Source organism: Streptomyces sp. NPDC026377, assembly GCF_055567715.1.
Map to the genome: position 1 here is coordinate 104316 of NZ_JBVHPV010000017.1, position 26997 is coordinate 131312.

Sequence of the window (26997 nt, forward strand, 5' to 3'; positions counted from 1 at the left end):
CGCCATCCTCACCGAGGACGGCCCGGTGATCAACGGGGATACGGCGCCCCGGCCTTGTGCCGCGAAGGCCCCGGGTACGGGCCGAGGGTCAGGAATCCAGGTGCAGGGCCCGGGCCACGTCCGCCGTGCGGGCCGAGGACGTGGTGGACTCGTATCCGCCGCGCATCGAGGCGTCGGGGTCCTTGAGGCCGTTGCCGGTGACGGTGACCACCACGCGCTGTCCGGCGTCGAGGCGGCCCGCGCGGTGCTCGGCGAGCAGCCCCGCGACGCCTGCCGCCGAGGCGGGCTCGACGAAGACGCCCTCGCGGCGGGCGACGAGCCGGTACGCGTCGAGGATCTGCTCGTCGGTGACGGCACCGATCAGGCCCCCGGAGCCGTCGCGCGCCGCGATCGCGCCGGTCCACGAGGCGGGGTTGCCGATACGGATCGCGGTGGCCACCGTCTCCGGCTCTGCCACCACCTCGCCGTGTACCAGCGGCGCCGCGCCCGCCGCCTGGAAGCCCCACAGCCGGGGCCGGCCGGTCGTGAGACCGGCGGTGGCGTACGCCCCGTACCCCCGCCAGACGGCGGTGATGTTTCCCGCGTTGCCCACCGGCAGGCAGTGGATGTCCGGCGCGTCGCCCAGCGCGTCCACGACCTCGAAGGCGACGGTCTGCTGGCCCGCCAGACGGTGGTCGTTGACGGAGTTCACCAGCGCGACGGGGTGGTGCTCGGCCAGTTCGCGGGCGATGCGCAGACAGTCGTCGAAGGAACCGGTCACCTCGACGATCTCGGCGCCGTAGCGGACCGCCTGGGCGAGCTTGCCGAGCGCGATGTGGCCGCGCGGGACCAGGACGGCGGCGCCGATACCCGCGCGGGCCGCGTACGCGGCGGCCGAGGCGCTGGTGTTGCCGGTCGAGGCGCACACCACCGTGCGCGCGCCGGCCTCCACGGCCTTGCTGACCGCGACCGTCATGCCCCGGTCCTTGAAGGAACCGGTGGGGTTGGCGCCCTCCACCTTCAGCCACACGTCGCAGCCGGTCAGCGCCGACAAATGGGCGGCCGGGACGAGTGGCGTGTTGCCCTCGTGGAGGGAGACCACGGGCGTGGCGTCCGTGACGGGGAGCCAGGCGCGGTAGCCGTCGATGAGACCGCGCCAGGGGCGGGTCCGTACGGAGGTGTGTGCGGAGGGACGCTCGTCTATAGTCACGAACGTTACTCTAACCCGAGAGAATCAGTGGTTACGTAACAATCGTTTCTTCATCGGCGAGGGCGGCGGGGGAGTGGTATGGCGAACGACGACGAGGTGACGGCCCGGCTCGGGGCGGTCTATCCGGAGCTGCCGCGCGGGGAGCAGGCCGTCGTGCGCGTCCTGCTCGACGACTATCCCTTCGCCGCCCTGGGCTCGCTGCGCTCCCTCGCGGACCGCGCGCGGGTCAGCCCGCCGACCGCCTCCAGGCTCTTCGCCCGGCTCGGCTGGTCCGGCTTCGCCGAGTTCCAGGCCGCGGTGCGGGCCGAGGGCCGCGACCACGACCGCTCCCGGCTGCGCGAGTTCGTGGCCACCGCGCCGGACGGCCCGCGCCGCGCGGCCGAACAGCTGAGGGCGGGCCTCGACGCCACGGTCGCCGCGGCCGGTGAACCCCTGCTCGCCCGGATCGCCGCCCTGCTCTCGCAGGCGCGCGGGGTGTGGGGGATGGGCGGCCCGCTCAGCGAGCTCGCCGCCGACTACCTGGTCCGCCAGCTGGCCAGTCTGCGCCCGGGCGTACGCCGGGTCCCGGACGGGGCGGCCGAGCGCGCCCGGGTGCTGCTCGACCTGGGGCCGGGCGATCTGGTCGTCGCGTACGACTTCCGCCGCTACAGCGACAGCACCGCCCGGTTCGTCCGAGCGGCGCGGGCGCGCGGGACACGGCTCGTGCTGGTCACCGACGCCTGGGAGTCCCCCCTGGCCGCGCAGGCGGAGGTGCTGCTGCGGCTGCCGCGCGACGCGGCGGGCCCCATCGCCCCGCTCACCCACGAGATCGCGGTGACCGAGCTGATCCTGGTCGCGACCGTCCCGCTGCTCACCGAGTCGGCCGGACGCCTGGAGAACCTCGACGCGCTGACGGCGGAGCTCGGCCAGGACTGAACGGGCCCGGGAGAGCCGGACCGACATCGCCGCGCGGCCCCGGAGCCCTTCCGGCACTCCTTTCGCCCGCGAGGCTTACGTCCCGTCGGTCACGGAAAGGAACGGCTCGTGCCGACGAACGACGACATGGCCGGTGAGTTCGCCGCCGAGCTGCGGCGGCTGAGGAGCCTGCGCGGGATGTCCCTCACCGCGCTCGCCCGCTCGGTCCACTACAGCAAGGGCTACCTCAGCAAGATCGAGAACGGCGGTAAGCCACCCACCCCCGACGTCGCCCGGCGCTGCGACGCCGTGCTGGACGCGGGCGGGGTCCTCACCCGGCTCGTCCCGGACCCGCCGCCCGTGGCGAAGACCCCCGCCGGAGCCCCCGCCGCCCCCAACGTCCCCGCGGCCCGCCCGGGCGAGGCCGGGGCCGACCCGGAGCGGGCGCCCTGCCCCTTCCCGGGGCTCGCCGCCTACGGGCCGAGGGACGCCGAGTGGTTCTTCGGCCGGGACGCCGCCACGGCCGAGCTGGTGGGGCGGCTCGCCGAGCGTGTCGGCCGCGGTCCGCTCGCCGTGGTCGCGCCCTCGGGCGCGGGGAAGTCCTCCCTGCTCCAGGCCGGACTGCTGCCCGCGCTGCGGCGCGGCGCGCTCCCGGTCGCCGGGTCCGCCGCCTGGCCCGCCGTGGTGTGCGCCCCGACCGCGCACCCGCTCAAGGAACTGGTGCGCCGCACCGCGGACCGGCTGGGCCGCGCGGGCGACGGCCTCACCCCCGAGGCGCTGACCGCACGGCCGCACGCCCTGCTGGACGCGGCCCGCGACGCCCGCGGCCGGCCCGGACTCGTGCTCGTGGTCGACCAGTTCGAGGAGCTCTTCACCCTCTGCGCCGACGAGGACGAACGCCGCGCCTTCGTCACCGTCCTGCACACCCTGGCGTCGGGCACCGGGCCCCGGACTCCCACGGCGGAGACGGCCGTGGTCCTGGGCGTGCGCGCCGACTTCTTCGGGCACTGCCTGGACCACCCCGAACTGGCCGAGGCGTTCACCCACGGCCTGTTCGCCCTCGCTCCCATGTCCGACGCCGAGCTGCGCGCCGCCGTCACCGGACCCGCCGAACGGGCCGGCCTCGCCCTGGAGGCGGGCCTGGCCGAGCTGCTGCTGCGGGACCTGCGCTCCGGCCCGGCCGCCTCGCCGGGCTCGCTGCCGCTGCTCGGCCACGCCCTGCTGGCGACCTGGCAGCAGCGCTCGGGCCGGGTGCTGACGGTCACGGGGTACGAGACGACCGGCGGCATCCACGGGGCGGTGGCCCGCACCGCCGAATCCGTCTTCAGCCGCCTGGACCCGGCGGAGCAGCGGATGGCACACCAGCTCCTCGTCCGGCTGGTGCAGGTCGGCGAGGGCTCCGCCGCCCAGACCCGCCGTCCCCTGGAACGCGCCCTGATCCCCGGCCAGTCGGCGGACCCGGAGGCGGCCGCGCGCGCCCTCGACGCCTTCGTCCGGGCGCGCCTGGTCACCGCGGGCGCCCAGACAGTCGAGATCACCCATGAGGCGCTGCTGCACGCCTGGCCCCGGCTGCGCGGCTGGATCGAGAGCGACCGCGCCGCCCTCGTACTGCGCCAGCAACTCGCGGACACCGCCGTGGAATGGGCGCGCGCCGGGCACGACCCCGGGCTGCTGTACCGGGGCGCGCGGCTCGACGCGGTCCGCGACTGGGGCCGGCGGCCGGGCGGCGACCGGCTGGGGGAGCGGGAGGCCGCGTTCGTGGCGGCCTGCCTCGCCGAGGAGGAGCGCGGCAGGCGGGCCGCCCGCCGCCACGTCCGGGTCCGCCGCACTCTGCTCGGCGCGCTGGCCGCCCTGCTCGCGGTGGCGGTCGCGGCGGGAGCGGTGGCCTTCGGCCAGCGCTCCGACGCGTACCGCGAGCGGCGCACCGCCCAGTCGCAGGCCATGGCGGTACGGTCCGAGGCGCTCGCCGAAGGACGCCCGGAGGCGTCCATGCTGCTGGCCGCCGCGGCCTACCGGACGGCCTCCACCCCCGAGTCGCGCGGCGCCCTGCTCAGCACCCAGGCCCAGTACTTCGACGGGCGGCTGACGGGCCATCGAGGAGCGGTCGACGGGGTCGCGTTCAGCCCGGACGGGCGGCTGCTCGCCTCGGGCGGGGCGGACGGCACCGTACGGATCTGGGACACCGCCCAGCATCGGGAGACGGCCACGCTCACCGGGTACGACGGCCCGGTCACCGCCGTGGCCTTCGCGCCCGACGGCCACCGGCTGGCGACGGCGGGCACGGACGGCTCGGTACGGCTGTGGGACATGCCCTCGCACCGGATGACCGCCATCCTGACCGGCCACCGCGGAGCCGTGCGCTCGGTCGCCTTCGCCCCGGACGGGCGCGGCCTCGTCTCCGGCGGCGCCGACCGCACCGCGCGGCTGTGGGACGCCGCCGACGGCACGGCCCGCGCGGTGCTCACCGGGCACGGCGACGCGGTGATGGCGGTCGCCTACGCCCCCGACGGGCGGACGATCGCCTCGGCGGGCGCCGATCGCACGGTCCGGCTGTGGGACGCGGCCGGGGAGAGCGAGCGGGCCGTCCTCACCGGCCACACCGACCAGGTGCTGGGACTCGCCTTCGCCCCGGACGGCCGCACCCTGGCGTCCGGCAGCGCCGATCGCACCGTACGGCTGTGGGACCCCGTGGACGGCACGGCCCGCGCGGTCCTGACCGGGCACAGCGACGATGTGAACGCCGTGGTCTTCAGCCGCACGGGGGACACCCTCGCCAGCGCGGGCGGAGACGGCACGGTCCGGCTGTGGGACCCGGTGAACCGCCGGGTGGCGGCGGTCCTCCCGGGCCACACCGACTATGTGCTGTCCCTCGCGGCGGGCCCCGACGGGCGTCTGGCGAGCGGCGGCTTCGACCAGTCGGTGGTGCTGTGGAACCCGGCCGGACCGGCACTGACCGCCCGGCCGTTCACCGAGGCGTGGCAGTCCGCCTTCTCCCCGGACGGACAACTGCTGGCCGCCGCGGCGGCCGATCACACGGTCCGGCTGTGGGAGGTGGCCCGGCGCCGCCCGCTCGCGCCGCTCACCGGGCACGGCGGCTCGGTGTTCGCCGTCGCCTTCTCGCCCGACGGGCGGCTGCTCGCCTCCGCGGGCGCCGACCGCACGGTCCGGCTCTGGGACGTGGGCCGCCGCCGCCTGCTCACCACGCTGACCGGCCACGCCGGTTCGGTGTTCGCCGTCGCCTTCTCGCCGGACGGCCGCACCCTGGCGTCCGGGAGCGCCGACCGTACGGTACGGCTGTGGCGCGCCGTCGACGGCGCGCCCGTGGCGGTCCTGCGCGGGCATACGGACTTCGTCAACGCGGTCGCCTTCTCCCCGGACGGGCGCACCCTGGCCACGGGCAGCGACGACCTGACGGTCCGGCTGTGGGACCCGGTGGGACACACCGCGGGCCGGGTCCTGCGCGGCCACACCGGCTCGGTGCGCGGGGTGGCGTTCTCGCCCGACGGCCGCACCCTGGCGGGCGGCGGCAACGACGGCACGGTCCGCCTGTGGGACACCCGGAGCGGCGGCGCGCTCCGCTCCCTCACCGGGCACAGCGGTCCGGTGCGCGCGGTGGCCTTCAGCCCGGACGGGACCGTCCTCGCGAGCAGCGGCGGCGACCGGACCGTACGCCTGTGGCAGCCCGGCCCCGGGCGGCTCGTCGCCACCCTGAGCGGTCACACGGGCGCGGTGTGGGGGGTGGTCTTCGCGCCCGGGGCGCCCGGCCGGCCACGGACCCTGGCGAGCAGCAGCAACGACGGCACGGTCCGGATGTGGAGCACGGACGTACGGGCGCGCGAGGCCCAGGTCTGCCGCCTCCTCGGCGACACGGGTCCGCGCGACTGGGCCCGGCTGCTGCCGGGGCTGCCCTACGAACGCGTCTGCGCGCCGGACGACTGACCGGGGACCCGGCGGCAACGGGCGCCGTTTCCCCGGGTGTTTCCCGTTTCACGTCCACGCGGGCGACGGCCGACTCCTCGACAGCGGCTCCCGGCGGCGACCAGGCTCGGACCCGTCCCGGCCGGCGGCGGACGCCACCCCCACCTCTCGCGAGAGTCGCTCCACGCGGCCCGGGACACGCGCAGCACTCACGACGCGAACAAGGAGTACGCACACCATGAACGTACGCGACAAGCTCGCCCTGATGGCGTCCGCCACCGTCCTCGCGGCCGGCCTCACCGCCGCCGTACCGGCCTCGGCCGCCGCCCCCGCCCAGACCGCCAAGCAGACCGTCAAGCCGGCCGCCGAGTGCGGGGTGCGCTCGGACGGGCGGCTGTACTGCGGCAACAAGGCGGGGGCGAAGGGCTATGCGGACCGCTCGTACCGCTCGGGCACCCGCGGGCAGCTGAACGGCACCTTCAGCTGGTTCCAGTGCTGGGGCCACGGCGACCCGCACGCGGGCCAGAACGACATCTGGTACTGGACGCAGCTCGACAACGGCGCCTGGGGCAACGTGCCCGCCGTGGACGTGAACACGGGCCAGGACCCGGCCTACGGTCTGCGTCAGTGCTGACCGTTCGCCGCAGGTGACACCGCGGCCGTCCGCCGACTCTCCCCGGCGGGCGGCCGCGGGGCGTCTACGTCGGGCCGGACCCGCTGGAAGCTGCGCCGGTAGGCGTGCGGACTGGTGCCGATGAGGCGTTTGAAGCGTTCCCGGAAGGCGGTGGGGGAGCCGAAGCCGACCTGGAGGGCGATCCGGTCGACCGGGTGGGCGGTGGTCTCCAGCAGGTGCTGGGCCCGGCGGACGCGCGCCAGATGCAGCCACCGCAGCGGCGAGGTGCCGGTCTGCTCGCGAAAGCGCCGGTGGAGGGTGCGCGGGCTCATCCCGGCGCGCGCGGCGAGGTCGTCGAGGGTGAGTTCCTCGCCCGCGTTCTCCTCCATCCAGACCAGCAGGGGCTCCATCGTCGAGCCGCGCGGGGCGGGCGGATGCTCGGGGACGATGAACTGCGCCTGCCCGCCCTCGCGTTCCAGCGGCATCACCGACAGCCGCGCCGCGTCGGCCGCCGCCGCGGAGCCCAGATCGCGGCGGACCAGGTGCAGGCACAGGTCGAGCCCGGCAGCCGCACCCGCGGAGGTGAGCACCTGCCCCTCGTCGACGTAGAGCACGGCCGGGTCGACATCGGCGGCCGGGTGGCGCTCGGCGAGCAGCGCCGCGGCGGCCCAGTGTGTGGTGGCCCGCCGCCCGTCGAGGAGTCCGGCGGCGGCGAGCACGAAGGCGCCCGTGCAGATGGAGGCGATCCGGGTGCCGCGGGCGGCCGCCTCCCGCAGGGCGTCGAGGACTTCGTCCGGGACGGGGGCCAGGGGGTCGGCGCACCCGGGCACGACGACCGTGTCCGCCTCGGCGAGGGCGTCGAGCCGGCAGGGGGCCCGCAGGGTGAACGCCCCGGCGTCGACCTCCTCGGCCGGTGAGCACACCCGGACGCGATAGGCGGAGCGGCCGTCCGGCAGCAGGGCGCGCCGGAAGACCTCGACGGGTGTGGACAGGTCGAAGGGGATGACCCCGTCGAGGGCGAGGACGGCGACGGTGTGCATGGCCCCCACCTTAGAAGAGTCTTCGTATCCCGGTCTGACGCCTTCGATCGTTGCATGATCAACCGCTTTTTGCCGTAGGAATCATTGTTTTCGGCCAGGAATACCGGTGGATGTGCGGCCAACTTTGCGATTCGCGCGCGGATGTCCCATCATCATGACCGCGCGTCAGTTCTCGACGCGCTGCGAGGCGTCAGGGGCACGGGGAAATCCCCTGGACGTCGATCGATCCCGCAGGCGGCGAGCTCCTGGTTTCGCCATGCCGCGGTGATTCCCGCCCGACTCCGTTCACCTAGGCAAAGGCCGCATGTCCGCCCAGCAGCTTTCGGACCTCATCCGGTTCGCCCGTCACAACTCACCCTTCTACCAAGAGCTCTACGCGTCCCTGCCACCGGACGCCGACCGCCTCACCGACCTGCCGGTCGTGGACCAGGAGGAGTTCTGGGCGGCCAACACCCTCGACGGCAACCGCGTCCTGACCGGACCGCTCAGCGAGGCGACCGTCTACAAGACCGGCGGCACCACCGGGGCCCCCAAGTTCTCGGTCTACACCCGCGACGAGTGGCGCACCTTCGTGACGGTCTTCGGCCAGGGCCTGGTGGACACCGGTCTGCGCCCCGGCCACCGTGTCGCGGACCTCTTCTACGCGGGCGAGCTCTACGCCAGTTTCCTGTTCCTCCTCGACTCGCTCGCCCACGCCCCCGTAGACAACGTACGGCTGCCCATCGGCGGCGCCGCGCCGCTGGATTCGACGGTGGCGACCCTGCGCGACTTCGCGGCGCAGGTCCTGACCGGCACCACCACCACGCTGTGCCGCCTCGCCGAGCACGTGCTCGCGGCGGACGTGCGCCTGGACGCGGTGGAGCTGGTCCTCTTCGGCGGCGAGGCCCTCTTCGCCGACCAGCGGCGGCTGCTGGCCGCCGCGTTCCCCAACGCCACGATCGGTTCGGTGGGTTACGCGAGCGTCGACGCGGGACTGCTCGGCCGCCCCGTGCCGGGCCCCGATCCCAGGGTGCACCGCGCCTTCACCCCGCACTCCGTCGTCGAGATCCTCGACGACACCACCGGCGAGCCCATCACCGAGCCGGGACGCCCCGGCCGCACCGTGGTGACCAGCCTCTTCCGCCGCCTCATGCCGATCATCCGCTACCCCGCGGGCGACCGCGCCGAGTGGACCGACACCGACCGCGGCCACTTCCGCATCCTCGGCCGCGCCGAGGAAGGGGTGCGGGTGGGGCCGGTGTCGCTGTACGCGCAGGACGCGCAGGACGCCGTCGCGCGGGCCGACACCGAGGGCCGCATCGCCGGTATGCAACTGCTCGTACGCCGCTGGGAGGGCCGCGACGGACTGGTGCTGCGGCTCGCCACCGCCCCGGGCGACGACGACCCGGCCGTGCTCGACGTGCTCACCAAGGCCGTCGTCACCGAGCTGGAGAGCGCCCGGCCGCTGTACCCGGACAGCGTGAGCGCCGGGTTCGTGCACCCGCTCTCCGTCGAGTGGGCGCGCCACCGCGACCTCGCCGTCAACCCGCGTACCGGCAAGCTCGTCCGCGTCCTGGACGAGAGGCCCACGATATGAGCGCCCCGCTCGTGGAAGAGGGCCGCCGCGGGCCGCTCGTCCTGCGCAACCGCGCCTTCGGCGCCGTATGGCTGAGCCAGGTCCTGACCCAGGCGGCCGTCCGTATGTTCCAGGTCGGCGTCTCCTGGTGGCTGGTGGCCTACGCGGTCGAGGGCGGACGCGGCCTCGCCTCGGGCCTGTTCATGGCCGTCAGCACCCTGCCCGCCGTGGCGCTCGCCCCGGTGGTGGCCCGTGTCGTCGCCCGCAGCGCCCACCGCTCGGTGCTGCGCACGGCCGCCGCGGTGGCCGGAGCCGTCGCCGTCGCGCTCGCCGGATGGGCGTGGACGAGCGGCCTTCCGCTGCCCGCCGTCTATGCCGCGACCCTCGCCCTCGCCACCTGCCAGGCCTTCTTCGACCCCTGTCTGACCACCTCGGTGCCCGAACTCGTCGACGACGAGGACATCGAGGCGGCCACCGGCTTCGAGCTGTCGACGCAGTCCCTGGCCGGACTCGGCGGGGCGCTGCTCGGCGCCGTGACCGTCGACCACGCGGGCGTCGCGGGGCTCGGGGCGGGCTGCGGGGCCGCCTACCTCGCCGCCGCGCTGCTCGTCGCCGGCGTACGCTTCCGGCCCGCACCCGGCGCCGACGGCGAGAGCGCGGCGGGCGAGGCGCCCGAGCGGCGCACGCTCCGCGCCATCCTGGGCTCACTGCCGTACGTACGCCGCATCCTCATCTGCTTCACCGCCGCCAACCTCTTCACCACGGCCGTCTTCGTCGTCATCCCGCTCTACACCCGCACCGTCCTCGACGACGGCGGCTCCACCGTGGCCCTCCTGGAGGCGTCCCTGGGGTGCGGCACGCTGATCGGCTCGTTCACCGGCGCCCGGGTGCCGGGGCGGCCCACCGTCACCGGCGCCTGCTGCCTGGCGCTGATGGCGGGCGCCCTCGCCCTGCCCGGCCTGTTCGCGGGGCGGCTCGTCTTCGCGGCGTGCCTGGTCGTGGCCGGCTGGTGCGTCGGGGTCATCGGAGTCCGCTTCGTGGCCCTGTTCCAACGCCTGGTGCCCACCGCCGACAAGCCCGGCTTCTTCGCCGTGATGCAGGCGGTCCTCGGAGCCTCCTTCCCGGTGGCCTCCCTGCTGTTCGGCCTGGCCGGGGACCAGCTGTCCGCGCAGACCCTGTGCCTGGTGCAGGCGGCCGGTCTGCTCCCCGCCGCGCTGGCCCTGGCCCTGCTCGGGTCCCCCGACGCGCCCGCGAGCGGCGCGCGTGAGGGCGAGCCCGCCGCCCGTACCCCCGAGACCGCCGGGAGCGAGCGATGAACGCCCTGGTCGCCCCGGCCACCGCCGCCGACATCGCGGAGCTGCGCCAGCTCTACTACGCCGTCTACGGGCCCCACTACCCGGCCGGGCTCGGCACCGACCCCGCCGAGATGGCCCGGCTCATCCAGGACCCCGACTCCCTGTGGCTGGTGGCCCGTTGCCCCGTCACCGGCGCGCTCGCCGCGTCGGCCGCCATCCACGGCGAGCCGGGCAGCCGGATCGGCCGCCTCGAAGGCCTCGCCGTCCACCCCGAGCACCGCTCCGGCGGTCTGGCCGCCCTGCTGACCGAGGCGCTCTGCGCCCGCATGCTCGACAGCGGGCGCCTGGACTCCGTCTACGCCACCGTCCGCACGGTCAGCGCCGGACCCCAGCGCGTCGTCGCCCGCAACGGGTTCCGCCCCCTGGGCGTTCTGCCCAACGCGGTGGATCTCAGCAGCCGCGAGAGCCTGGCGCTCTACGCACGTCACTCGGCCGGGGTGCTGGAGCGCCGCGTCCCGGTCACCGAGGTGCCCGCCCCGCTGCTCCCGCTCCTGAACGCCGTGGAGGGCTGTCTGGGCGTCAGCTACGGCGACGTCCGCGCCACCGGCCCGCTCCCGGCGCCGGACCGCCGGGACACCGAGCGCCTGGAGATGATCGAGGCCCCCGCCTTCGTACGCCGCCGCTTCCGCGAGCGCTTCCCCGGCACGGCCGACTGGTTCTATCCGCTGCACACGCCCAATGTGCTGCTCACCCCCGAGGACGGCCGGTTCGAGGTCTACGCGTACTTCAACCGCACCGGCGGCTACTGCTCGCTCCTGACCGCCCACCCCGACCCCGCCGCCGCAGCCGCCCACCTCGAACCCGTGACCAGGGCCCTGACCCGGGCCGGGGCGGGCTATGTGGAGGCGCTGGTGCCGCTCGCGCACCACCAGGCGCTCGCCGCGTTCCTCGCCCAGGGCTTCGTCGCGGGCGCGCTCTACCCGGCGATGCGCGCCGACGGCGAAGGCTTCCACGACTACGTGGTGCTCTCGCGCACCACCGAGCAGATCGACTTCCGCGGCGTCGTCGTCGAGCCGCCCCTCCAGCCCTATCTGGACTGCTATCTGTCGGCCTGGGCGTCGACCTACCTGCCCACCCTAGAGGTTGCCTCATGAACCCCCATCTCGCCCCGGTCGGCGTTCCCGACCCCGCGCTCCTGCCGCATGTGCAGGAGCTGTGCGACCTGACCGACCCGTACGCCTGCGGGCCCGCCGTGGACGAGCTGTTCGCCCGGGCCATGGCGGAGACCAACGCCTGGCACGCCGAACGCTCCCCGTTCTTCCGGTCGCTGTACGAGGCGACGCCACCCGCGCACCCCTACCGGGCCCCGCTGGTGCACGCCACCTTCTTCAAGCGCCACGAAGTGCTGTCCATCCCGCGCGAGGACGTGGACCTGCATCTGACCTCCTCCGGGACCACCGGCCAGAAGTCGCAGATGTTCTTCGACCGCTGGACGATCCGCTCGGCCCAGCGCATGGTCGCCCGCATCTTCGAGCGCAACGGCTGGATCACCCCCGACAGGGAGGTCAACTACCTCCTCTACAGCTACGAACCGGCCCCCGCCCTCAACCTCGGCACCGCCTTCACCGACAACTACCTCTGCGACTTCGCGCCCGCCCAGACGGTGGAGTACGCGCTGCGCAACACCGGCGACGGCCATGAGTTCGACCCCTTCGGGTGCGTCGCCGCACTGCGCCGCTTCGAGCGCGACGACGCCCCCGTGCGCATCCTGGGCTTCCCCGCCTTCCTCTACTTCACCCTGGAGCGGATGCGCGCGATGGGGCTGCCGCCCCTGCGCCTGCCCGAGGGCTCCCTGGTCGTCCTCGGTGGCGGCTGGAAGGGCCACGCCGACCGGAGCGTCGGCAAGGAGGAGCTGTACGCCCGCGTCACCGAGCAACTCGGCATCCCCGGCGAACGCATCCGCGACACCTTCGGTTCCGTCGAGCACTGCATCCCCTACATCGAGTGCGACCACCACCGGCTGCACGCCCCCGTCTGGTCGCGCGTCGCCATCCTCTCCACCGCCACCCTGGAGCCGCTGCCGTACGGCGAGAGGGGCTATCTGCACCTCGTCTCCCCGTACATCACCTCCGTACCGGCGCAGAGCGTCGTCATGGGCGACCTCGCCTCGCTGCACCCGGGCTCGGAGTGCGGGTGCGACCTCGGCACCGACTGGTTCACCGTCCACGGGCGCGCCGGAGTGAGCCGCAACAAGAGCTGCGCGGTGGCCGCCGCCGAACTGATGAAGGGGATGTCGTGACCGCGCGGACGGAGACGGAGACCGAGAGGGCGATGGAGACCGAGGCCATGGACCGGACCGGCGGACACCACTACTGGCAGGGCGCCTTCATCGGCGACGAGGAGGCCGGGCGGCGCCTGGCCACCCTGCCCGCCCTCGTCGAGGAGGCCCTCGCCGGGCCGCTGGAGACCGAGACGGTCCTGGCCGCCTGCGACGCCCTCGCCACGGCCCTGCGCGACCCGGCGCACCCGGTACGCGACCGGCTCGTACCGCATCTGCCCGAAGGCGAGGACGCCGGGCTCCTCGACGAACTCGGCGCCCACCTCAGCCGCGGCGAACTCACCCGCAAGCTGCGCCGCGAACTCGGCGGCACCGCCCCGGGACGGCTCAACCGGCCCGACGCCCGCGAGACGGTGTACGAGGCCTGGGCGCCGGTCGGCCTGGTCGCCCACATCGCGCCGGGCAACGCGGCCACCGTCGCCCCGCTCAGCATCGTCGAGGGCCTGCTCGCCGGAAACGTCAACATCCTCAAGACCAGCGGCGACGACACCCTGTTCACCCAGCACCTGCTGGCCGAGCTCGCCGCGCTCGACACCACCGGCGCGCTCGCCCCCCGCGTCATCGTGCTGCGCTTCTCCTCCTCCCGGCAGGAGTGGCTGGCGCTGATGTGCGCCCCCGCCGACGCCGTCGCCGTGTGGGGCGGGGAGAGCGCCGTCGAAGGGGTCAGCGCCCATGTGCCGCCGGGCTGCCGCCTGGTGGAGTGGGGCCACCGCATCTCCTTCGCCTACCTCACCCGCGACGCCTGGGACGAGGACGCGACGCTTCAGGCGCTGGCGGACGACGTGTGCCGTTACGAGCAGCAGGCCTGCTCCAGCCCGCAGGTGGTCTACCTCGACACCGCCGACGAACAGGACGTCTTCGCCTTCGCCGAGCGCTTCGCGGCCGTCCTGGCAGCCCGGCCGGCGGCCTCGGAGGCGCCCGGCGTCGCCGAGCAGGCCGAGCTGACCACCACCGAGCTCGTCGCCCGCCTGGAGGAACACCTCGGTCTGGCCCGGGTGTTCGCCGCCCCCGACGGCTCCTGGCGGGTCATGGCCGACACCCGTCCCGCCCTCACCGCCTCGCCGCTGCACCGCAGTGTGTGGGTCAAGCCGCTGCCGCGCGCGAAACTGATCGGCACCCTGCGCCCGATGCGCCGTTACCTCCAGACCGCCGGCATCGGGGCGAGCCCCACCGACACCGCCGCACTCGCCCGCGCCGCCTTCGCCGCGGGCGTCACCCGGGTCACCCCGCTCGGCGCCATGCTCGGCGGCTATTCGGGGGAGCCGCACGACGGGGTGTACGCGCTCCAGCGCTACAGCCGCCGGGTCGCGGTCCAGGCCGACGCCCGGTTCGCCACCACCGCCTGCCTGGACGACCTGGCCCGGCCCGTCCTCCTGCCGCCCCCGAGCGGCCCGCTGACCGGCAAGGAGGAGGTCCAGGAGCTCAACCGCCACGTCTCCAGGGCCGACGCCGAACTGTACTTCCGCAGCGGCGGCAGCACCGGAGCCCCCGCGCTCTCGCTGTTCAGCTACGACGACTACGACACCCAGATGCACGCCGCCGCCCGTGGCCTGCTCGCCGCGGGCTACGACCCGATGGCGGACCGCACCGCCAACCTCTTCTACTGCGGGGGTATGTACGGCAGCTTCATCAGTTTCTTCTCCATCCTGGAGCGCCTGGGCGGCGTCCAACTGCCGCTTGCGGCGGGCCCCGACCACCGGGCCACGGCGCAGGCGCTCATCGACCACCGGGCGGACACCCTCTTCGGTATGCCCTCCTATCTGTGGCAACTGCTGCACGAGGAGGCGGACGCGCTGCGCGCCTACGGCGGCATCCGCAAGGTGTTCTACGGCGGCGAGCACTTCACCGACGCCCAGCAGCGCACCCTGCGCGACACCTTCGGCATCGAGGTCGTCCGGTCCATCACGTACGGCAGCACCGACCTCGGCCCGCTCGGCTACCAGTGCGCCGAAAGCACCGGCGGCGTCCACCACCTGCACGCCGATCTGCACACCATGGAGATACTCGACCTCGAAGCCGACCGCCCGGTGGCGCCGGGGGAGACCGGCAGGCTGGTCTTCACCACGCACGCCCGGCGCGGCCAGCACCTCGGGCGGTATGTGATCGGCGACCTCGGCCGCGCGGTCGAGGGCCGCTGCCCGTGCGGCAGCCACGCCCCCCGCTTCGAACTGCGCGGCAGGACCGGGGACGTGGTGCGGGTGGCCACGTACTTCCTCAACCACCGCCGTTTCGCGGCCATCGCGCAGGAGCGCGCCCGCTACAGCGGTGAACTCCAGACCGTCCTCACCCGCCAGGACGCCCGCGAACGGCTCACCGTCCGCGTGGAGCGCGCCGGCGTGGCCGATCCGGAGCGGCTGCGCGAGGCGTTCCTGGCCGGCTATCCCGAGCTGCGCTCGGCCGTCGCCGAGCGGCTGCTCGACCTGACGGTGGAGGCGGTCGACGGCGCGGAGCTGGACCGCAGCCCCACCAGCGGCAAACTGCGCGCGGTGGTGGACCTGCGCGGATAACCGCCGCCCCGTGCCGGCTCGGGCGCCGGGCCCGGGCCGGCACGGGTCCCGTCAGCGGTGGGTCAGCACGTTGACCACCCGGCCGTCGGGGTCGCGTACGAAAAACCGGCGCACGCCCCACTCCTCGTCCTGGAGCGGATGCACGATCTCCGCGCCGCTCGCCCGTACGGCCGCGTACACCGCGTCCACGTCGTCCACCTCGACGCTCAGGTCGGGCACCACCGGCGCTGTCCTGTCCTCGGTCATCAGGCTGACCTGGGCCGTCGCGGCGTCCGGGGAGGCGAGCGTCATGATCCAGCCGTGGTTCATCACCTCCTCCAGCCCCAGCAGTCCGTAGAACTCCCGGCTGCGCGGCAGGGTTTGTGTCCGGATGTTGGGCACTACGCGGCGCACGGCCATGGCGGTCTCCAGAGGGGCACGGGCGGGTCCCGGTCATTTCCAGGAGTACCAGAAGCGGTACCCGCGACGGGTGGGATCCCGTGATGATCCCGATGCGTTCGTCCGCACGCCGGATTCACCTTCGGCCGGTGAAGGACCGTGCCGTCGAGCCGCTCGCGGTGGAAGACCGGGCCCCACTCCACGCGGAAGTCGGTGGCCGGCCAGACGTCGGGGCCGGGGTGGTCGCGGACGAGCGTGGCCTACGGCTCCTGGGCGCAGCCGGGGCGAAGGGCCGCAGGCGGGCTCCTACTCCATGCGGGCGATCAGTCATGACAGAAGGTGATCAGCGGATGACATCACGGCATGGTGTCTATTAAGTGATGTTCATCCGATATGCGGTGTTCATCCTTACCTCCTCGCGAGGACGAGAAGGGACGCCCGTATGTCACCTGGAGCAGACGCCCCGGATACCGGCCGGTTCGCCCTGCGCGGCCGTATCGTCACCCTCGACCCGGCGGACACCGTGCTCGACGACGGCGTCCTCTATGTGTCCGGCGCCCTCATCGAGGCGGTGCTCCCGGCCACCGCCCCCGCCCCGCCCGGGTTCGCCGGAGTGGAGCCCGTCGCCACCCGGGGCTCGGTCTACCCGGGGCTGATCGAGCTGCACAACCACCTCCCGTACGACGTGCTGCCGCTGTGGCAGGTGCCGAAACGGTACGGCAACCGTTCGCAGTGGGGCGGCAGTGGCAACCCCGCCTACCGCACCCTGGTCACCGGTCCGATGAAGGTGCTCGGCCAGGACCCCCGTCTGATGCCCGCCGTCGTGCGGTACGTCGAGGCGAAGGCGCTCGTCAACGGCACCACCACCAGCCAGGGCATCGCCCTGTTCAGCAACGCCGGCGCCCGCCGGATGTACCGGGGCGTCGTCCGCAACGTCGAACAGACCGACACCCCCGACCTGCCCGAGGCCGCCTCGCGCATCGCCGACGTGGAGGCCGGGGACGCCGAGAAGTTCCTGGCCCGGCTCAAGCAGCCGCACCGGCTGCTCCTGCACCTGGCCGAGGGCACCGACGCGGCCGCCCGCGCGCACTTCCAGGCCCTGCAGTTCCAGCCCGGCAAGTGGGCCATCACCGAGAACCTGGTGGGCATCCACTGCACCGGCCTGCACGCCGACGACTTCAGCGTCCTCGCCGGGCACGGCGGCTCCATGGTCTGGTCGCCCCTCTCCAACCTCCTGCTGTACGGGAAGACCGCCGACATCGCCGCCGCCAAGGAGGCCGGTGTGCTCATGGGCCTCGGCTCGGACTGGTCGGTGTCGGGCAGCAAGGGGCTCCTCGGCGAACTCAAGGCCGCCCGGCTGGCGTCCACCGCCGCCGGATCCGTCTTCAGTGACCGGGAACTGGTCGCGATGGCCACCCGGGACGCGGCCCGCATCCTGCGCTGGGACTCGGCCCTGGGGTCGCTCGGCGCGGGGATGCGCGCGGACCTCGTCGTCGTCGCGGGCACCGGCGGCGACCCGTACACCTCGCTCGTCGACGCCCGCGACGAGGACATCCGGCTGGTCGCCGTCGACGGCGTCGCCCGCTACGGATCCGGGCGGCTGATGCGCGCCCTCGCCCCCGGAGAGCCCCTGGAGCCGGTTCCCGGGACGGCCGCCGACCGCGTACTGCGTCTGGACGACGGGACGGCGGACACCATCGTGGCCGGGCTGGGTCTCGGCGAGGCCACCGAGAGGCTGGCGGCCGCGCTGGCCGACCTTCCCGCGCTCGCCGCCGCCCCCGTCCCGACGATCGCCTCGTCCCCCGGCGACGGTGTGCGCTGGCAGTTGGCCCTGGACGAGATCGAGCCCACCGGCGCCGAACTGCGCCCGCGTCTGCCGCTGCTGGGCGCGAGCGGCGAGGCGCACCCGAGCGGCCCCGGCATCGGCGCGCCCACCGCCGCACCGGCCCAGCTGGAACCGGTGGAGCTGGACGCCCTGACCGCATCCGGCGACCCCGCCTTCCTCGCCACCCTGGCCGGCGAGGGAAACCTGCCCGCCGGGTATGGCGACGCGCTGTCCCGTCTGCTGACCTGACCCTGCCACCGATTCACCGACAAGGAGCCCCATGGTCACCCAGCTCGCCCTCGGATCCGAGACCGGCCGGAGCACCTCGCACCCGCGCAAGCCCCTCGACGGCGGCTGTCCGAGCCGTCACGCAACGGTCGCGGACCACGCCCGTACGAAGACGAACGCGCGCGTCCCTGTCGGCGGCCACGCCCATGGGTAGCCCGCCGCGCACCGGCGCCCCCGGCCCGCAGGAAGAGCCCGAGGACGCCACCGCCGAGACCCCGGAGCCCGAGGCCGGGACGGCGCCTACCCCGCCCGGCGGGGAGAGCCCGCCCGGGGCCCGGCACCGCCGTACGCGCGAAGCTGACGACCGCGCCGAGAAACCCGCCCCGGGCGACGACAAGGCACCGGCCGACGACGTGGAACCGGAGGAACCCCCGGACTGACCCGCGCGTACGGTCCGGTGACGCCCCGGCAGGGGCCGGTGCACCAGGACGGTACGCATGACCGCCGACCTCATGAGGTGAGCCGATGCCTCACTCCTCGCCCGCGCTCCCGACCGCCGTCCGGCCCGCCCGGCCCGTCACCGCCCGCCAGGGCTTCCTGCGGGCCTGGGCCGCGCTCGTCCCGGCGGCGCTCGGCCTCGCCTACTTCCTGTGGCGCGCCCCGGACGTCGACCTCCCCCGGCTCCAGCTCGCCGGTTCGGCCACGGCGGCCAAGGAGGTGTACGACGGGCACGCCGCCGCCTTCCGGGACGCGTTGGTGGCCCAGATGGTCTGGGTCGCCTGCGGCGCCGCGACGCTGCTGCTCGTCCTCCAGATCGGGCACCACACGTACGCCGGGCTGCGCGGGCGGCAGGTCTCCCACTGGGCGCTGATCGCCACGTTCGCGGGGGCGGTGTTCGCCCTCGTGGAGAACGGCCTGCTCGTCGCCGCGCTGCGGGCGCACGGCCGCGTACGTGACTGGCCGTTCGCGACGGCCACGGCCCTGGAGACCGTCAGATGGCTGCTGCTGGGCGCCGCCACGGTCGTCGGGGCGGTGGTGTGGGCCACCACGGTCACCCGGGCGGGCCGAGGCATGGCGGCACGACCGGCGGTCACCACCGCCCCCGAACCCACCGACGAGCAGGACGAGGAGCCGGGCGCGGACCCCGGGACGCCCGTCCCGCCCGGACCGCCGTCGCTCCACCACGACCATGCCCCCTCCACCCCCGACCTGGTCCCGCCCTGGCCCGTCATGGAGGCGGACGGCCGGTTCTGGCCGACGGGCGTCGCCCATCCGCACACCGAACCCGGGGTCGTCTCGGCGCACTGGCGCTACCACAGCACCACGGCTCCCGGCCGGGACCACGCGGAGCTGGGCTTCTGCGTCTCCGGGGGCGGTATCCGCTCGGCCACCGTCACCCTCGGGGCCCTCCAGGCCCTGCGCCGGTCGCTGCGGCGGGCCCGGTACCTGGTCTCCGTCTCCGGCGGCGGTTACACCGTCGGCGCGATGCAACTGGCCCTCAACGGCAGCCTCACCTCCGAGCAGGTCTTCGCGCCCGGCTCGCCCGAGGAGGACCATCTGCGGCGGCACTCCAAGTACCTCGCCGACGGCACCGGCCAGTGGATGGTCGCCCTCGGGGTGCTGCTGCGCGGCCTGCTCGCGTCCCTGCTGCTGCTGGCCGTCGCGACCGCCACCATCGGCCTGGCGCTGAGCTGGGCGTACCACGCCGTACCGGTGACCGATCTGGACCATCTCGCCCAACCGGGCGTCCGCTTCTGCGCGGAGTGCACCGCCACGCCGCCGCGCCCCGCGTTCCGCGATCCGGCGGTGTGGACGGTCGCGTACACCCTGGTCGCCACCGCCGGGCTCTGGCTGTTGTGGCTGGGCGCGTACGTCTGGGACCGCGCCGACCACCTGGCGCGCCGACTCGCCCGGGCCTTCCAGGCGTTCGTGGTGCTGACGCTGGCCCTGACCGTCGTGGTCTTCGCGCTCCCGCTGCTCGCCTGGGCGGCGGTCCACCTCCAGACCCGGCACCAGGTCAGCCGCCCCGAGGCCACGGTGGGCGCGGGCCTGACCGTCCTGGTCACCTATGCCGCCGCCCTGGTGGGCACGTTGTGGCGGCGGCGCCAGACCGTGCGCACCGGCCTGTCCCGGGTGATGGACGTGGTGCGGGGCCGCTCGGGCCTGAGCCGGGCCGTCCCCAACGGCCTGGTGCAGTACGTGGCGGTGTGGCTCGTGCTGGTGGTGCTCGCGGCCGCCTTCCTGATCGTCCTCGGGTGGGCCACGGCGAGCGGCTGGGCCTGGCCGCTGTGGCTGCAGATCTGCGTCCCCGCAGTGCTGCTCTTCATCGGCTCGCTCCTGGACCAGACGTGGATGAGCCTGCACCCCTTCTACCGTCGCCGGCTCGCCTCCGCGTTCGCCGTACGCCGGGAGGTGCTGGCCGGAACGGAAGGAACGCAGGTGGCCCGGCCGTACGACTTCGCGAGCGAGACCACCGCGCTGAGTGTGTACGGGGCGCGCAAGGAGGGATTCCCGCAGGTCATCTTCGCCGGTGCGGCCAACCTCTCGGGCAGCGACCGCACACCGCCGGGCCGCAGGGCGGTCTCCTACACCCTCTCCCACGACTACGTCGGCGGGCCCGACGTCGGCTACGCCTGTACGGCCTGTCTGGAGCAGCGCTCCAAACGGCACATCGCCCGGGACCTGACCGTCCAGTCGGCCGTCGCGGTCTCGGGTGCGGCCTTCGCCTCCGCCATGGGGTCCCAGGCGCGGGCCTTCCAGACGCTGTTCGCCCTCTCCAACGCCCGGTTGGGCAGCTGGCTGCCCAACCCCGGGGCGCTGGCGCGACAGTGGAACGCGCCGCCCTGGCCCTCGCCCCCGGCGCCGCTGATCCGGCGGCTGCCGTATCTGCTGCGCGAGGTGGCCGGCCGCTATCCGATGGACGACCGTCTGCTGCTGGTGACCGACGGCGGCCACTACGAGAACCTCGGTCTCGTCGAACTGCTGCGGCAGGGCGTGCGGACGGCGGTGTGCATCGACGCCAGCGGCGACATCCCGCCCTTCGCCGCCACCCTCGCCCAGGCGATCGCGCTCGCCCGCGAGGAACTGGGCATCACCATCGCGCTCCACGAGCCGACCGATCTCGTCCCCGGCGGCAGCGACCCGCTCCCGCCGCCCGGCGTCCTCTCCGAGCTCAACGCCCGGCTGTCGCGTACGTCGGTGGTCACCGGGGACATCACCTATCCCGAGGACCTGGACATCGACGGCCGCCGGGAGCGCCACGGCACCCTGATCGTGGCCCGCACCACCCTGACCAAGGACCTGCCGTACGAACTGCTCTCCTACGCGGCGGCCCACCCGGTCTTCCCGCACGACAGCACCAGTGACCAGTGGTTCGACCACCAGCAGTTCGACGCCTATCAGACCCTCGGGCGCTGTCTGGGGGAGCGGGTGCAGGAACTGCTGGACGGGATGGAAGCGTCCTGAGCCACGAGAGCGGTTCGGTTCGGCGACGGGGGAACGATGAGAGCGGGCACGGCCGGGCGGAGCGGGCGGCGCGTCAGCGCGTGGCGCGGGCCGAGGGCGGAACACGTGGTGGGCGCGGGTGCGTTGCTGAGCGCAGTGGCCCTGGTCGAGCGCGTCCCCCGGCTCGTACCGGCCCGCGAGTACCTGTTGTGCCACGCCTCGCCGGCCCTCGACCGGCTGACCCTCACGGCGCTCGGCCTGGTCCTGGCGGCGGCGGTGGCCGCGCTGGCCGGCGGCATCACGGCGCAGTCCCGGCGCCTCTCGCATCCGGTGCTCCCCGTGGTGTGGCTGGTGGTGGTCGTGGCCCTCCTGGTCGCGGCGGACGGGGTGGACGCGCACGGCGAGGCGCTGGCCGCACGGCAGGCGGTGACGGGATTCGCCGCCGGGACATGCGACTACGTACCGCAGGACTACAGCGCGACCCCGGGCTGGTTCTTCTGGTGATCCGCCGCCCGGCCGACCCGGTCGGGAGCTAACCCGCGCGGCGGTGCCGCCCCGCCCAGAAGGTGGTGGCGGCGGTGAGCAGGAGCAGCCCCACGGTGATGTCCACCGTGATCGCGGTGGTGTTCCGCCGGTCCGGACCGTCGGGCAACCGGGGCTTCAGCCGATCCCGGCGCCCAGCGCCGTTCCGCCGGGCAGGAGCACCGCCCGCAGCGCGGAGTTGAGCGTCCTGCGACCGCTCCGCGCGGGCGCACCCGGCCGCTCCATCTCGGTGACACTCATACCCGTCCCGCCCCCGTCGTACCGCTGATCTACGGGGACAGCGTAGTCAGGGCCGCAGCAGGATCTTGACGGCGCCGTCGGCCCCCCGGTGGAAGAGGTCGTACGCGTGCGGCGCCTGCTCCAGCGGGAGGTGGTGGGTGGCGAAGTCGTCCACGCCGAGCGGGTCGTCGTCGGCGAGGAACGACCTGATGTCCTCGCTCCAGCGGTGGACGTTGGTCCGGCCCGCCCGCAGCTGGATGTGCTTCTCGGCGAGCGTCATCAGCGGCAGCGGATCGCGCGTGCCGCCGTAGTCGCCCGCGAGGGAGACTGTGCCGCCCCGGCGGACCAGGGCGAGGGCGAGATGGAGTGCGGACAGCCGGTCGGTGTCTGCGCGGGGGCGCCGGGCGTCCCAGTCCCGTGGGCCGCGCCCCTGGGCCCCGGCCAGGCGGGCGAGGAGGCCGTCACCGGCCTCGGTGCCGACGGCCAGGACCACCGAATCGGGCCCCCGGCCGAAGGTGTGGGTGCCGATCGCGGCGATCAGGTCGTCCTGGGTCGGGTAGTCGCCCGGGTCGAACACCTCCACGCCGCGCTTGCGCGCCCGTGCCAGCCGCTCGGGCACCACGTCGAGGCCGATGGCGTGCGCGGCGCCGCGTTGCAGGGCGATCCGGCAGGCCATGTCGCCCAGGGGGCCGAGGCCCAGCACGGCGACGGTGCCGGCGGGCGGTATGTCGGCGTACTGGACCGCCTGCCAGGCGCTCGGCAGCAGGTCGGAGAGGTAGAGGAAGCGGTCGTCCGGCGGGCCGTCCGGCACCGGAAGGAGCCCGAACGGAGCCTGGGGGACGCGCAGATACTCCGCCTGCGCGCCCGGCAGCGAGCCGTACCGCCCGGCGTGGCCGATCGGCGCCGCCCCGGTGCCGTCGTCCGGGTCGCGGGTCGCCGCGCACTGTCCGGGCAGGCCGGCCGAGCACATCCAGCAGTGTCCGCAGGCGATGTGGGACGGTACGACGACCCGGTCGCCGGGCTTCACCTCCGTGACGTCCGCGCCGGTCTCCTCGACGACCCCGACGGCCTCGTGGCCGAGGACGTCGCCCGGCTTCATGAACGGGGCGAGCGTGGAGTGCCGTTCGTACAGGCGGAGGTCGAAGTCGCTAAGTGCCGTCGAGGTGACGCGCACGATCGCGTCCGTGCGTTCCTGGATCACCGGGTCCGGCACGTTCTCCACCCGGACGTTCCGCTCACCCTGCCACGTCACAGCCCTCATCGGCGGTCCCCTCCCAGTCGTCGCGCCCGCGCAGCGGGACCCGCCGGGTACCCGGGCCCCGCGGAGAGAACCCGTCACACTCGACGGGTTCACGCCAAAAGCGCGCGCCGAACCGCCCGAACCCGCCGGAACCGGCCGAACCCCGCCGCAGCCGTCCACGCCGTCGCCACGGCCGCCTCCAGGGCCACTGCGACCTCCCCGGCCGCATCAGCGCCGTCGTGGGGGAGGCGTGTGTGCCGCCCGTACGCCGGAGGCCTACCCGGCGGCGATGTCCGTGGGCCTGCGAGCACAGCTCAGCACACACGTCGTGCTGCCGTCCTCCTCGGTGATGTCGCGGACGTGCGCGAAGCCGAGGCGGTCGAGGACGGCCAGGGACGCCTTGTTCGGTTCGGCCACGGTGGCGTGCACCTCGGACAGCCCGAGGGTGTCGAAGCCGTACGAGACGATCGCCCGCGCCAGCTCCAGACCGAGACCGCGCCCCCACGCCTCGGGAGCCAGCGCGTAGATGATCTCGTGTCCCCCCACCTGGTCGGTCCGCTTGATCTCGGCGTGCCCCACCAGCCGCCCGTCCCGGCGGACGGCCCACACGTCGAACCGCTCCTCGGCGTAGACCAGGGTGAAGACCCTCCCGAACAGGGCCCGGTCCTCGGCCTCGGAAGAGGGCCCGTCTCCCATCCACCGGGACACCCGGGTGTCCTGGAACAGCGCGACGAAGTCCTCCTCGTCGGCGGGCGTGTACCGCTCCAGGAGCAGCCGTTCGGTGCGCAGGGCCGGGGAGGTGGCGGGTGTCGGAGTCACGAGCGGCGACGCTAGCCGTGCCACGCTCGGACCGGCAAACGTATTTCGCGGCGGCCGTCGACGGGTGTCCGCCCGGGACGTACACCGACGCGGACCGCCGACGCGGACCGCCGACGCGGACCGCCGACGCGGACCGCCGACGCGGACCGCCGACGCGGACCGCCGTCGGCCGGGGCGCTGTTACAGATGTGCCGCCGTCATCGCCATCGCGAGGACGATGGTCACCAGGGCCAGACTCATCATGGCCGCCCGGGCGGGGCTCATACGGTCGCCCTCCCACCCCGTGCCGGAGGCGCCGGCGCGCTGTAGGGCACCCCGGTCCGCCTCGCGCAGCCGGGTGCACCATTCGCAGTCGAATCCGGGGCGGGCCGGTGGGGACAGCCAGTAGGCCCCGGTCAGTTCGGCCCGGTGCGCGGTCTCCGGGCCGTATGCAGCGTCCCTGTCCATGTTCGGTTCAACGGCCCGGCGCGTCCCGGGGAATGCCCGCGTCCGGTATCGCGATCAAATCGTTGCCACCGGGCACGGGCCGGGGGCGGACGCGAGAGCGTTCTCCGCCCCTTTGTGCGGCCTCGGGGCGGTGATTCTGGCCGGGGCTTCACTGGTGGCGGGGCGTGGGGCCTGGGATGCTGGCGGCAGGGCCTCGAAACGGCCGCGCCTGTCCGTCGGTACGGCCGTGCGCGTGCCGGGACGCAGGGCTCCCCTCCCACTGCGTCCCCGGCACCCGGTGCCCGCTCCGCCGGCAGCGGAGCGGGCACCGACGGCTTGCCCAGCGGGACCCTCCATCAGGCCCGGGAAGCCCCCGCATCGAGCCCGGGGAGGCACATGCGCCCGGGAAGCCCCTGCATCAAGCTCGGGAAGGTCCCGCCGCAGGCCCGGGACAGCTCCCGCGGCGTCAGCCCAGGAACGTGCCCACAGTCGCCACGAACCGTTCGGCGTCGTCGAGCCACGGGAAATGTCCGGCTCCCGCCTGGACGGCGAGCTCGGCGTGGGCGAAGACCTCGGCCAGCTCGGTCATCGCGCTCGGCGGCGAGTTGAGGTCGACCTCCCCGGCCAGCACCAGGACGGGCGCGGCGAGTTGGGCGAGCGCCGCCCGCGTGGCCTGCGGATCGAACGCGCCCTCGCTCCCGAAGGCCGCTGCCGCGTCCCCGTTCTTCTGCCCGTCCTCCGCGGCCCGGTGTGCCCGGGCCGTCGCGTCCCAGCGCCCGTACCAGAAGGGGGCGACGGCCCGCCAGGCGCCGTCCGTCGCCTTCCCCGCGAAGATTGCCTCCAGAGCCGCGAACGCCTCCGGGAACCACGGTTCGTCCCGGCGCAGCAGCGCCGTCTCCCGCCGCGTCCCGCCCGTGACCGTGATGCCCGCCGCGATGACGCTCGGGGTGATGAGGGCGAGCCTGTCGAGGCGCTCCCGATGACGCTCCGCGTACCGCAGGGCCAGATTCGCCCCGGCCGAATGCGCGAGCACGTCCACGCGGTCGAGGCCCAGGTGTTCGCGCAGCGCCTCGACGTCGTCGACGAGCCGGTCGCAGCGGTACGACATGGTGTCCCGGGGAGTCCCCGAGTCGCCGGTGCCCCTGAGGTCCAGAGCGATCAGCCGCCGGTGGGCGGAGAGACCGCCGAGGTCCCCCAGGTAGGCGGAGGCCTGCATGGGGCCGCCGGGCAGACAGATCAGTGGGGTTCCGTCCCCGTGGACGTGGTAGGCGAGTTCGGTTCCGTCGTACGCGGAGAAGGAAGGCATGGCCGTGACCTTGTCAGGTACGCGGGGCGCCGGGCAAACGCATTGCTGCCCGGGCGGCGGGCGACCTTGGTGGGTGGCCGTGGCGCGTGGCCGTGATGCGTGGCCAGGGCGCGTGTGCGGGCGATCGCCGCGGCTTCGCACACTGTGGCTCACGCCGCGAACGGGCCCCGGTGGGGCCCGCTCATCCGCCTCACCTCACTTGACGCCACCGCCACCGCCACCGCCACCGCCACCGCCACCGCCACCGCCACCGCCACCGCCATCGTCTTCCCGCCGCGGCGGGGGCCGAGTGCGACCCCTGCCTGTGGGCGCCGGGCGGACGGCGCGGGCTACAGGTCGAGCTGGTACTCGTGGGCGCTGTGCGTCGGGAGGTAGCCGAGCAGGTCGTTGACGCGCCGCATGTGCGGGTTGTTGTCGGCGGTGTCGGTGAGCAGTCCCGCGAGCCGGGGGTGGCGAGTGCGGGCCTGGTGGATGGAGGCGGCCTTCATCCAGTGGGCGAGGCCGTGGCCGCGGTGTCCGGGCAACACGGCGGTGCCGTAGTGCTGGGCGTCGCCGGTGCCGTCGCCCGGGACCACGAGCTCGGTGAAGCCGACGACCGAGCCGTCGGACTCGTCGACGGCCGCGACGGTGTGCAGGAGCTCGCCGCGCCCGGCGACTGCCGCTGCCGCCGCCCTGACCCGGTCGAGGTCCCAGACGACGGTGCCGAAGTCGGTGGCGCCCATCGGCATGTCGTCCATGGCCCGCCGGGAGGCCACGAAGGTGTCGGCCAGCTCGTCGGGCACCGTCCCCTCCCAGGACGTCAGCCGGTAGCCGGGGTGCGGCGTCTCGACGGCCCGCGCGAGGGAGGCGAGGTCCGCTTCGGCGAGGGACAGCCGTGTGTAGGTCAGGGTCAGCACCTTGCGGAAGCCGCGGGCGGGCAGGAACGCGTCGCCGGGGGAGCCCGCCCGAGCCTGGGCGATCAGGCTGCGGCGGTCCTCCCGTCGCCCGGCCTCGACGGCCGCTTCGAGCAGCCGCGAACCCACGCCCGCGCGCCGCTCGACGGGATGCACCTGGATGCCCAGCTCCGCGAGGTGGTCCTGCCCGGCCCGGGTGAACAGCCGCAAGAAGGCGGAGCCGACGGGAGCGCCCTCGGCATCGGACGCCAGCCACGCGAGCCGGCGGCTCGCGGTGTTCCCGGCGGGGTCGGTCAGAGCGGTGATGCGCGGCGACAAGGTGGCTCC

22 protein-coding genes are annotated in these 26997 nt (G+C 74.4%); 13 read left to right on the forward strand and 9 right to left on the reverse strand.

The features are described 5' to 3' along the window. Positions 1–88 precede the first annotated feature (88 nt). Positions 89–1183: a threonine synthase gene (gene thrC, locus ACZ4MU_RS28640; protein WP_467882118.1), complete on the reverse strand. Its 1095-nt coding sequence runs from the start codon at positions 1181–1183 to the stop codon at positions 89–91. 84 nt (positions 1184–1267) lie between these two features. On the opposite strand from thrC, the gene ACZ4MU_RS28645 reads away from it, so the two are divergent. From ACZ4MU_RS28645 to ACZ4MU_RS28655, 3 genes are all read left to right on the forward strand, one after another. Further along, the gene (locus ACZ4MU_RS28645) at positions 1268–2104 is read left to right on the forward strand and encodes a MurR/RpiR family transcriptional regulator (protein WP_467882022.1); all 837 of its coding nucleotides are present in this window, start codon (positions 1268–1270) and stop codon (positions 2102–2104) included. 108 nt (positions 2105–2212) lie between these two features. After that, positions 2213–6022 (forward strand): nSTAND1 domain-containing NTPase, encoded by a 3810-nt coding sequence (locus ACZ4MU_RS28650; protein ID WP_467882023.1) that lies wholly within the window; start codon positions 2213–2215, stop codon positions 6020–6022. Between the two features lie 217 nt (positions 6023–6239). Next, positions 6240–6635, forward strand: coding sequence for a hypothetical protein (locus ACZ4MU_RS28655; protein ID WP_467882025.1), 396 nt, complete (start codon positions 6240–6242; stop codon positions 6633–6635). Here the strand turns inward: ACZ4MU_RS28655 and ACZ4MU_RS28660 are convergent. Beyond that, on the reverse strand, positions 6626–7654 hold the full coding sequence (locus ACZ4MU_RS28660; RefSeq protein ID WP_467882027.1) for a GlxA family transcriptional regulator: 1029 nt from the start codon (positions 7652–7654) through the stop codon (positions 6626–6628). The two genes, ACZ4MU_RS28655 and ACZ4MU_RS28660, sit on opposite strands and share 10 nt — an antisense overlap. Positions 7655–7958: 304 nt before the next feature. On the opposite strand from ACZ4MU_RS28660, the gene ACZ4MU_RS28665 reads away from it, so the two are divergent. Genes ACZ4MU_RS28665 through ACZ4MU_RS28685 form a run of 5 tightly spaced genes read left to right on the forward strand, consistent with a single transcriptional unit; the run spans position 7959 to position 15349 of the window. Continuing rightward, positions 7959–9230 (forward strand): phenylacetate--CoA ligase family protein, encoded by a 1272-nt coding sequence (locus ACZ4MU_RS28665; RefSeq protein WP_467882029.1) that lies wholly within the window; start codon positions 7959–7961, stop codon positions 9228–9230. Beyond that, the gene (locus tag ACZ4MU_RS28670; protein ID WP_467882031.1) at positions 9227–10525 is read left to right on the forward strand and encodes an MFS transporter; all 1299 of its coding nucleotides are present in this window, start codon (positions 9227–9229) and stop codon (positions 10523–10525) included. Before ACZ4MU_RS28665 ends, ACZ4MU_RS28670 begins: the two co-directional genes overlap by 4 nt. Next, complete coding sequence (locus ACZ4MU_RS28675) at positions 10522–11658, forward strand: GNAT family N-acetyltransferase (RefSeq protein ID WP_467882032.1); 1137 nt, start codon at positions 10522–10524, stop codon at positions 11656–11658. Before ACZ4MU_RS28670 ends, ACZ4MU_RS28675 begins: the two co-directional genes overlap by 4 nt. Next, the gene (locus ACZ4MU_RS28680) at positions 11655–12803 is read left to right on the forward strand and encodes a LuxE/PaaK family acyltransferase (protein WP_467882034.1); all 1149 of its coding nucleotides are present in this window, start codon (positions 11655–11657) and stop codon (positions 12801–12803) included. The genes ACZ4MU_RS28675 and ACZ4MU_RS28680 overlap by 4 nt, the downstream gene beginning before the upstream one ends. Continuing rightward, entirely contained in the window at positions 12800–15349 is a 2550-nt protein-coding gene (locus ACZ4MU_RS28685) for an acyl-CoA reductase (protein WP_467882036.1), read from the forward strand. The genes ACZ4MU_RS28680 and ACZ4MU_RS28685 overlap by 4 nt, the downstream gene beginning before the upstream one ends. Before the next feature lie 51 nt (positions 15350–15400). On the opposite strand, the gene ACZ4MU_RS28690 is transcribed toward ACZ4MU_RS28685, so the two are convergent. Further along, positions 15401–15748, reverse strand: coding sequence for a VOC family protein (locus tag ACZ4MU_RS28690; protein WP_467882038.1), 348 nt, complete (start codon positions 15746–15748; stop codon positions 15401–15403). Positions 15749–16169: 421 nt separating this feature from the next. Here ACZ4MU_RS28690 and ACZ4MU_RS28695 point away from each other — a divergent pair, with 421 nt between their 5' ends. The 5 genes from ACZ4MU_RS28695 (at position 16170) to ACZ4MU_RS28715 (ending at position 21728) form a co-directional block, all read left to right on the forward strand. Next, entirely contained in the window at positions 16170–17801 is a 1632-nt protein-coding gene (locus tag ACZ4MU_RS28695; RefSeq protein ID WP_467882040.1) for an amidohydrolase family protein, read from the forward strand. Between the two features lie 31 nt (positions 17802–17832). Beyond that, positions 17833–17994, forward strand: coding sequence for a hypothetical protein (locus ACZ4MU_RS28700; RefSeq protein WP_467882041.1), 162 nt, complete (start codon positions 17833–17835; stop codon positions 17992–17994). Continuing rightward, entirely contained in the window at positions 17987–18220 is a 234-nt protein-coding gene (locus ACZ4MU_RS28705) for a hypothetical protein (RefSeq protein WP_467882043.1), read from the forward strand. Before ACZ4MU_RS28700 ends, ACZ4MU_RS28705 begins: the two co-directional genes overlap by 8 nt. 85 nt (positions 18221–18305) lie before the next feature. Beyond that, positions 18306–21245 (forward strand): TspO/MBR family protein, encoded by a 2940-nt coding sequence (locus ACZ4MU_RS28710; protein ID WP_467882045.1) that lies wholly within the window; start codon positions 18306–18308, stop codon positions 21243–21245. Positions 21246–21368: 123 nt separating this feature from the next. After that, positions 21369–21728, forward strand: a complete 360-nt coding sequence (locus tag ACZ4MU_RS28715; protein WP_467882046.1) for a hypothetical protein — start codon at positions 21369–21371, stop codon at positions 21726–21728. A gap of 156 nt (positions 21729–21884) precedes the next feature. Here ACZ4MU_RS28715 and ACZ4MU_RS28720 read toward each other — a convergent pair whose 3' ends face one another. From ACZ4MU_RS28720 to ACZ4MU_RS28745, 6 genes are all read right to left on the reverse strand, one after another. Beyond that, the gene (locus tag ACZ4MU_RS28720) at positions 21885–22007 is read right to left on the reverse strand and encodes a hypothetical protein (protein WP_467882048.1); all 123 of its coding nucleotides are present in this window, start codon (positions 22005–22007) and stop codon (positions 21885–21887) included. Positions 22008–22053: 46 nt separating this feature from the next. Continuing rightward, positions 22054–23247 carry an alcohol dehydrogenase catalytic domain-containing protein gene (locus tag ACZ4MU_RS28725; RefSeq protein ID WP_467882049.1) on the reverse strand — a complete coding sequence of 398 codons (1194 nt, stop codon included), beginning with the start codon at positions 23245–23247 and terminating at the stop codon, positions 22054–22056. 255 nt (positions 23248–23502) lie between these two features. Then, positions 23503–24045, reverse strand: a complete 543-nt coding sequence (locus ACZ4MU_RS28730; protein WP_467882051.1) for a GNAT family N-acetyltransferase — start codon at positions 24043–24045, stop codon at positions 23503–23505. A gap of 180 nt (positions 24046–24225) precedes the next feature. Continuing rightward, positions 24226–24492 carry a hypothetical protein gene (locus ACZ4MU_RS28735; RefSeq protein ID WP_467882052.1) on the reverse strand — a complete coding sequence of 89 codons (267 nt, stop codon included), beginning with the start codon at positions 24490–24492 and terminating at the stop codon, positions 24226–24228. A 445-nt stretch (positions 24493–24937) separates the two neighbouring features. Further along, a complete protein-coding gene (locus ACZ4MU_RS28740) occupies positions 24938–25777 on the reverse strand; it encodes an alpha/beta fold hydrolase (RefSeq protein ID WP_467882054.1) in 840 nt (279 codons plus the stop codon). Between the two features lie 329 nt (positions 25778–26106). After that, positions 26107–26988, reverse strand: a complete 882-nt coding sequence (locus ACZ4MU_RS28745) for a GNAT family N-acetyltransferase (RefSeq protein WP_467882056.1) — start codon at positions 26986–26988, stop codon at positions 26107–26109. Positions 26989–26997: the final 9 nt, after the last annotated feature.

What these genes read in the sequence shown, in the direction of transcription:
- ACZ4MU_RS28645 (WP_467882022.1), top strand. Translation starts at nt 1,268, where the DNA reads ATGGCGAACGACGACGAGGTGACGGCCCGGCTCGGGGCGGTCTATCCG.
- ACZ4MU_RS28660 (WP_467882027.1), bottom strand. Translation starts at nt 7,654, where the DNA reads ATGCACACCGTCGCCGTCCTCGCCCTCGACGGGGTCATCCCCTTCGAC.
- ACZ4MU_RS28680 (WP_467882034.1), top strand. Translation starts at nt 11,655, where the DNA reads ATGAACCCCCATCTCGCCCCGGTCGGCGTTCCCGACCCCGCGCTCCTG.
- ACZ4MU_RS28675 (WP_467882032.1), top strand. Translation starts at nt 10,522, where the DNA reads ATGAACGCCCTGGTCGCCCCGGCCACCGCCGCCGACATCGCGGAGCTG.
- ACZ4MU_RS28690 (WP_467882038.1), bottom strand. Translation starts at nt 15,748, where the DNA reads ATGGCCGTGCGCCGCGTAGTGCCCAACATCCGGACACAAACCCTGCCG.
- ACZ4MU_RS28735 (WP_467882052.1), bottom strand. Translation starts at nt 24,492, where the DNA reads ATGGACAGGGACGCTGCATACGGCCCGGAGACCGCGCACCGGGCCGAA.
- ACZ4MU_RS28655 (WP_467882025.1), top strand. Translation starts at nt 6,240, where the DNA reads ATGAACGTACGCGACAAGCTCGCCCTGATGGCGTCCGCCACCGTCCTC.
- ACZ4MU_RS28700 (WP_467882041.1), top strand. Translation starts at nt 17,833, where the DNA reads ATGGTCACCCAGCTCGCCCTCGGATCCGAGACCGGCCGGAGCACCTCG.
- ACZ4MU_RS28695 (WP_467882040.1), top strand. Translation starts at nt 16,170, where the DNA reads ATGTCACCTGGAGCAGACGCCCCGGATACCGGCCGGTTCGCCCTGCGC.
- ACZ4MU_RS28665 (WP_467882029.1), top strand. Translation starts at nt 7,959, where the DNA reads ATGTCCGCCCAGCAGCTTTCGGACCTCATCCGGTTCGCCCGTCACAAC.
- ACZ4MU_RS28705 (WP_467882043.1), top strand. Translation starts at nt 17,987, where the DNA reads ATGGGTAGCCCGCCGCGCACCGGCGCCCCCGGCCCGCAGGAAGAGCCC.
- ACZ4MU_RS28720 (WP_467882048.1), bottom strand. Translation starts at nt 22,007, where the DNA reads ATGAGTGTCACCGAGATGGAGCGGCCGGGTGCGCCCGCGCGGAGCGGT.
- ACZ4MU_RS28740 (WP_467882054.1), bottom strand. Translation starts at nt 25,777, where the DNA reads ATGCCTTCCTTCTCCGCGTACGACGGAACCGAACTCGCCTACCACGTC.
- ACZ4MU_RS28670 (WP_467882031.1), top strand. Translation starts at nt 9,227, where the DNA reads ATGAGCGCCCCGCTCGTGGAAGAGGGCCGCCGCGGGCCGCTCGTCCTG.
- ACZ4MU_RS28710 (WP_467882045.1), top strand. Translation starts at nt 18,306, where the DNA reads ATGCCTCACTCCTCGCCCGCGCTCCCGACCGCCGTCCGGCCCGCCCGG.
- ACZ4MU_RS28725 (WP_467882049.1), bottom strand. Translation starts at nt 23,247, where the DNA reads ATGAGGGCTGTGACGTGGCAGGGTGAGCGGAACGTCCGGGTGGAGAAC.